Annotated in this window: 6 protein-coding genes; 3 read left to right on the top strand and 3 right to left on the bottom strand. The window is 68.5% G+C overall.

The window, feature by feature from the left end:
* Positions 1–189 precede the first annotated feature (189 nt).
* Positions 190–966, bottom strand: coding sequence for an SDR family oxidoreductase (locus ODR01_RS03590; protein ID WP_316976240.1), 777 nt, complete (start codon positions 964–966; stop codon positions 190–192).
* Between the two features lie 404 nt (positions 967–1,370).
* Here ODR01_RS03590 and ODR01_RS03585 point away from each other — a divergent pair, with 404 nt between their 5' ends.
* From ODR01_RS03585 to ODR01_RS03575, 3 genes are all read left to right on the top strand, one after another.
* On the top strand, positions 1,371–2,474 hold the full coding sequence (locus ODR01_RS03585; protein WP_316976239.1) for an NAD(P)/FAD-dependent oxidoreductase: 1,104 nt from the start codon (positions 1,371–1,373) through the stop codon (positions 2,472–2,474).
* Positions 2,475–2,591: 117 nt separating this feature from the next.
* On the top strand, positions 2,592–2,945 hold the full coding sequence (locus tag ODR01_RS03580; protein ID WP_316976238.1) for an endonuclease domain-containing protein: 354 nt from the start codon (positions 2,592–2,594) through the stop codon (positions 2,943–2,945).
* 107 nt (positions 2,946–3,052) lie between these two features.
* Positions 3,053–4,246: an endo alpha-1,4 polygalactosaminidase gene (locus tag ODR01_RS03575; protein WP_316976237.1), complete on the top strand. Its 1,194-nt coding sequence runs from the start codon at positions 3,053–3,055 to the stop codon at positions 4,244–4,246.
* A 66-nt stretch (positions 4,247–4,312) separates the two neighbouring features.
* On the opposite strand, the gene rbr is transcribed toward ODR01_RS03575, so the two are convergent.
* Both rbr and ODR01_RS03565 read right to left on the bottom strand, forming a co-directional pair.
* Complete coding sequence (gene rbr / locus ODR01_RS03570; protein ID WP_316976236.1) at positions 4,313–4,885, bottom strand: rubrerythrin; 573 nt, start codon at positions 4,883–4,885, stop codon at positions 4,313–4,315.
* 447 nt (positions 4,886–5,332) lie between these two features.
* Positions 5,333–6,145: an NAD-dependent epimerase/dehydratase family protein gene (locus ODR01_RS03565; RefSeq protein WP_316976235.1), complete on the bottom strand. Its 813-nt coding sequence runs from the start codon at positions 6,143–6,145 to the stop codon at positions 5,333–5,335.
* Between the last annotated feature and the right edge of the window lie 91 nt (positions 6,146–6,236).

The raw sequence follows: 6,236 nt of genomic DNA, 5'->3' as shown, positions 1-6,236 counted from the left end.
CATAAATCTGGCACCGCTGCGCCGCGCCGACCAGTTGAGGCGCCCAAAGAGGAAGTTCACCACCGAGAACACCGAGAACACAGAGGGCCACAGAGAAAAACGGGCTGCGCGGGCGTTGCCCGCGCCATTCTCTCTTCTCGGTGCCTTTCTCTGTGTTCTCGGTGTTCTCCGTGGTGGACCTTTCTTCCCCTACACCACCGGCGAGGCGCCGCCGTCGACGTTGATGGCGGTGCCGGTGACGTAGCCGCCGGCGTCGGAGGCGAGGAAGCAGGCCAGCGCCGCGAACTCCTCGGCGCGGCCGACCCGCTTGAGCGGGATGGGTTTGCCCATCTCGGCGTAGAAGGCCGCGAGGTCCTTGCCCTCGGCGGCGGCCCGCTGCCGCCACTGGTCGCTTTGGATGCGCCCGACCAGCAGCGCGTTGACCAGGATGTTGTCGGGGGCCAGCTCGCCCGCCAGCACCTTGGTCAGGGCCAGGCCGGCGGCGCGGCTGACGGCGGTGGGGGCGGCGCCGGCGGCGGGCGCCTTGGCCCCGATGTTGAGGATGTTGAGAATGCGCCCCCAGCGCTGGGCGCGCATCGCCGGGATGGCCAGGCGGATGAGCCGGATGGCGCCGAAGAGTTTGAGGTCGAGGTCGGCCTGCCAAAGGGCGTCGGTGATCTCCTCGAAGGCCTTGCGCCGCGAGGTGCCGGCGTTATTCACCAGGATGTCGACGGGGCCCAGGGCGGCACTGGCGGCGGCGAAGGCGCGGGCGCAGTCGGCGGCGTCGGCGACGTCGGCCGGCACCGCGAAGACCTGGCCGCCCGTCTCGGCGGCGATGGCGGCGCGGGTGGTTTCCAGCACGTCGGTGCGCCGGGCGACGAGGGCGACCGCCGCCCCCGAGGCGGCGAATTGCGTGGCGATGGCCCGCCCGATCCCCAGGCTGGCGCCGGTGACCAGCGCGACGTGTCCGTCCAGGCGAACGTCCATTCCCCCCTCTCCTTCGATTGTTCCTCGGGCGATGGCCGCGATCCTAGCGGCGGCGGCCGGGCCCGGCAAGAAGCGGGGCCCGAAGGGGGCCCCGAGCCGTGCTCGTTGGAGGTTGGTTGGGCGACGTTTTATAAGGTAAGGCGCGCCACCCGCCGGTGCGCGGCGGCGTCGCAATTCGCTGGCGTCTGGAAACGATTCCCCACGAGGCCCCACCCTCGGCGCAACATTATTCTACACTTTATTGTATCACAGTTCGATTAGTTGCCTAAGCAAAAAGTGGTAACGGCGGCCGGCGGCCGGGCCGGGCGGCGATTTCGGCGGCCCCCCGCCTGGACGATGGCGGCGGAATCCCCATATTGGGGGCGCGGCGGGCTGGCCGCGGCCTTTGGGGGGACTGCCACGGAATGACGGAACGGATCGAGTGTGCGGTGATCGGCGCCGGCGCCATCGGGCTGGCCATCGCGCGGGAAATGGCGATGCGCGGCCGCGAGGTCGTGGTGCTCGAGGAAACCGACACCATCGGCTCGGACACCAGCTCGCGCAACAGCGAGGTGGTGCACGCCGGCCTCTACTACGACAAGGGAAGCCTGAAGGCGAAACTGTGCGTCGAGGGCCGCGAGCGGCTGTACGACTATTTCGCCAGCCACGGAATCGAGCATCGGCGCTGCGGCAAGCTGATCGTCGCCGCCGACGAGGGGCAGTCGGCCCAGCTCGAGTTCATCAAGGCCAAGGGCGAGGCCTGCGGGGTGACGGACCTGCGCCTGCTCGCCGGCGCCGAGGCCCGCGCCATGGAGCCCAACCTCAAGGCCGCGGCGGCGCTGCTGTCGCCCTCCTCCGGCATCATGGACAGCCACCGCCTGATGCTGGCCTACCAGGGCGACCTCGAGGACAAGGGCGGCATGGTCGCCTTCAAAAGCCCGGTGTGGGGCGGGTCGATGAAGGCGGGCATGAAGGTCATCCAGGTACACGGCGCCGAGCCCATGGAGTTGGCCTGCGACATCGTCATCAACAGCGCCGGCCTGGGCGCCCAGGCGCTGTCGTCGTCGTTCGAATTCCTGCCCGCCGACAGCGTGCCGCCGCGCTATCTCGCCAAGGGCAACTATTTCACGCTGGCCGGCCGCGCGCCCTTTTCGCGCCTCGTCTATCCGGTGCCGGAGCCGGGCGGGCTGGGCGTGCACCTGACGATCGACCTCGGCGGCCAGGCCCGCTTCGGCCCCGATGTCGAGTGGGTGGAAAAGATCGACTACGCGGTCGATCCCGGCCGCGCCGAACGCTTCTACGCCGCCATCCGCACCTATTGGCCGAGCCTCGCCGACGGCGCGCTGCAGCCCGGCTATGCCGGCATCCGCCCCAAGGTGACGCCCCCCGGCACGCCGGCCGGCGACTTCGTCATCCAGGGCCCGGAAACCCATGGCGTTGCGGGCGTGGTCGCCCTCTACGGCATGGAAAGCCCCGGCCTCACCGCGTCGCTGGCCATCGCCAGCCACGTCGCCGACCTGCTGGAGTAGGGCTTCGGCGCCAACTGGCAACGGTTCTGGACGGAAGGAAGGGATCGCGCCACGATACCCTCTCCGCTCCCTGGGGGCGGAGAGGGTGGCGCGCGCCGCGCGCCGGGTGAGGTGGGGATGGTCGTTCGTCCAGAGACGCGCCGCGCCAGGGTGTTGCGCCGGGACGCCAGCGAGGCCGAAAGGGTTCTGTGGCGGGCGCTTCGGGAGTTGACCCTGCCGGTCAAGGTGCGCAGACAACATCCGATCGGCCGCTATGTCGCGGATTTCGCCATCCCTGCCGACACGCTGGCGATCGAACTCGACGGCGGACAACACGCCGGGACCGTCGAAGCCGATGCGGTGCGTACCAAGGAGATGACGGCCCATGGATACCGCGTAAACCGCTTTTGGAACCACGAGGTCTTAGGCAATCTGGAGGGAGTCCTCCAAACCATCGTCAGCGAACTCGGCGAGTCCCCCACCTCACCCTGACCCTCTCCGCCCCCAAGGGCGGAGAGGGAAATTGCCGGCGGAGCCTTTGCCGCTGGCCTTTCTTTGCGCTACAACAGGGGCCATAGGCCGCCTGCCAAGGGGATGCCATGTCGCGCCCGCGCCGTTGTCTGCTGCTGTCCGTCGTCCTCGCCATGCTTGCCGCCGCCGCGCCGGGCCTGGCCCAGGCGCCCGGCCAGCCGCGCGCGCTGACCCCGGCGCCGGCCCCGGCCGCGCAACAGGCGGCGCCCGCGCCCACCGGCGTGACGCCGACGCCGCAGCCGCCGGGCAGCGTGCGCGCCCAGGGCGAGGAGGTGGCGCCGACGCCGGCCGCCCCCGTCGGCGGGCCGGCCGATCTTTTCCTCGATCACCGCGAGGAGATGCGCAAGTTCGTCCAGGCCATCGCCGCCTACGCGCGCGGCCAGCGCCGCGATTTCGCGGTGGTGCCGATGGGCGGGCTCAACCTGCTGGTCAAGCGCGACCCGGCGCAGACCGACCTGGTGCTGCCGGCCCCGGCCTACACGCGGGCCATCGGCGGCATTCTCCAGGAAGGCCTCTTCTACGGCGTGCCGGAGGCCGGCAAGGCGACCGAGGCGGATCGCCGCGAGCGCCTGCTGCCGCTGATCGAGCGGGCCAAGCAAAACCGCCTGCCGGTGCTGGTCGTCGATTACGCCACCGCCCCCAAGACCATCGACGCCGCCCGCGCCCAGGCCGCCAAGCGGGGCCTGGTCTTCTTCGGGGCGCCGGCCCGCGGGCTGGCGCTCAACATGCTGCCCAAATACCCGGGCCGCCCGTTCGCCGAGAACGGCGACAACATGCTCGCCCTGCGCGACGTCAGGAACTTCGTCATGCTGCGCGATTCCTCGGCCTTCGGGCGCGAGGACGCCTTCGCCATGAAGATGCACGACAGCAACTACGACCTGGTGATCGTCGACGTCTTCCACAGGATCGGCGAGCCGCTGAGCAAGCAGGCGGTGGAGACGCTGAAATACAAGAAGCTGGGGGCCCGCCGGCTGGTCTTCGCCTATGCCAACATCGCGGCCGCCGCCAGCGACGCCTTCTACTGGAAGCCGGGCTGGCGGGAAGGCGCCCCGACCTGGATCAGCGCGCCCACTCCCGGCAATCCCGACCAGTACTTCGTCGAATACTGGCAGCCCGAATGGCAGCAGATCGTCTTCGGCAACCCCAAATCCTACCTTTACGGCATCATCGCCCAGGGCTTCGACGGCGTGATCCTCGACGGCGTCGACAACTACCTGTTCTACGAAGGCGGCCTGGAGGCCGTGGCGGCGGCGGAGAAGTAGCCCCGGGGCATGAAAAAGGGCGCGGCCCCAAGGCCGCGCCCTCGATGACGAAGCAGCCTTTTCGGCCTACCAGTTCTCGCCCAGCAGCTCGAAGTGCGAGCGCGGCTTGGCGCAGGCCGGGCAGGTGCGCGGCGCCTCCGGCCCCTCGTGCAGGTAGCCGCAGGTCAGGCAACGCCAGGTGACGGCGCCGGGACGCTTGAACACCAGGTCCTTGGCGACGTTGTCGGCCAGCGCCAGATAGCGCTTCTTGTGCTGGCGCTCGGCCACCGCGATCGCCTCGAAGATGCCGGCGATGGGCTCGAAGCCCTCGGCGCGGGCCGTCTTGGCGAAGCCGGGATACATCTCCAGTTCCTCGTATTCCTCGCCGGCGGCGGCGCCCCGCAGGTTTTCCTCGGTGCTGCCGACGCGCCCGGCCGGGAAGGCGCCGGTAATCTCGACCTCGCCGCCCTGCAGCAGCTTGTAGAGGCGCCCGGCGTGGGCCTTCTCCTGGTCCGCCGTCTCGGCGAAGATGGCGGCGATCTGCTCGTAGCCCTCGTCCCTGGCCTTCTCGGCGTACAGCGTATAGCGGTTGCGGGCCTGCGATTCGCCGGCGAAGGCGGCGAGGATGTTTTTCTCGGTCTGGCTGCCCTTCAAGTTCATGACGTTCCCCTTTTCTTGTCCGGTTCCGAATTCCCCCATAATTTATAGGGATTCTAAACTAAGTAAAGGGCCTCGATCATGAATTTTTTGGAAAAAGCAGCGGAAATCCGCGCCTGAGAGGCATTCGCACGGGCAGGCGGGTCGTGAAAAAAAGGGGTGAACCACGGAGAACACAGAGAACACAGAGGAAGGCACTGAGAAGAGAAGATGTTTTGCACGGGCTTCGCCCGCGCCGATCGGTTCCTCTGTGACCCTCTGTGTTCTCAGTGTTCTCCGTGGTGAATCTTCTCCCTTTACGGCCCAAGAAAACCGGCAAGGCTCCGCCCCGGGCGCTGCCCTACGGGGTTCACACATCTCGGCTGGTGGCGAAAGCCGCATGAATTCGCCCTCTCCGCCGCACGGCGGAGGAGAGGGAGGGGACCCGTCGCGCCAGCGAGAGGCCGGCGTTCAGTCGATCTTTTCGGGGTCGCCCGCGAACTCCATGCCGCAGAACCAGCCGCCGTGGAACAGGCGCTCGATCTCTGGCTCGTCCTTGAACTTCTGCTTGGCCAGCACCTCGTCGATGTGATCCTCGGCGTCGTCCTGGGGCTCATAGCCGATGGTCTCGGCGGTCGGGTTGTCCCACAGCGGCCGGCTGTTGGCCGAAACGCCATAGACGACGAGAAAATGGATGTCGGGGGCGTCCAGGCAGCGCCGCGTCATGTGGACGTAGTCGGGATAGCTCTGCCAAGTCCACAACCCGCGCACGTGCGGCACCTTTTCCTGGGAGACGCCGATGCGCTGGCAGACGACGCTCATGCCATATTTGTCGGCGTACATGCGCCCCAGGGCTTCGCCGAACACCTTGCTGACGGCGTAGCGCGAATCCGGCCGCGGCGGCGCCTCGACGCCGACGATTTTGTCGCGCCGGTAATAGCCGACGATGTGGTGCGTGCTGGCGAAGACGACGCGCTTCACCTTATGACGCCGCGCCGCCTCCAGGACGTTGTAGGTGCCGATGATGTTGCTCTGCAGGATCTCCTCCCACGCGCCCTCGACCGCCTTGCCGCCCAGGTGGACCACGGCGTCCACCCCTTCCATGGCGGCGTCGACCTCGTCGAAGTTCTCCAGGCTGGCGACGTTGATCTCCTCGCCGGGCCCGGCCGGGCCGACGTCGCGACGGTGCGACAGGCGCAGGACCGGATAGGCCCCCTTCAGGCCGTCACGCAGCACACGGCCCAGGGCGCCCCCGGCGCCGGTGATCAGAACGCGGTTGTACATGGCGGAATCCTCCCCTAAAACGCCCACGGCGCATCGCGAGATGACGCGTCCATCAAAGGCAGAGCGTCATTCCCGCGCAAGCGGGAATCCA

Source organism: Shumkonia mesophila (genome assembly GCF_026163695.1).
In the GTDB taxonomy this organism is placed as follows: Bacteria; Pseudomonadota; Alphaproteobacteria; order Rhodospirillales; family Shumkoniaceae; genus Shumkonia; species Shumkonia mesophila.
This window is presented reverse-complemented; position numbering and strand designations above follow the sequence as displayed.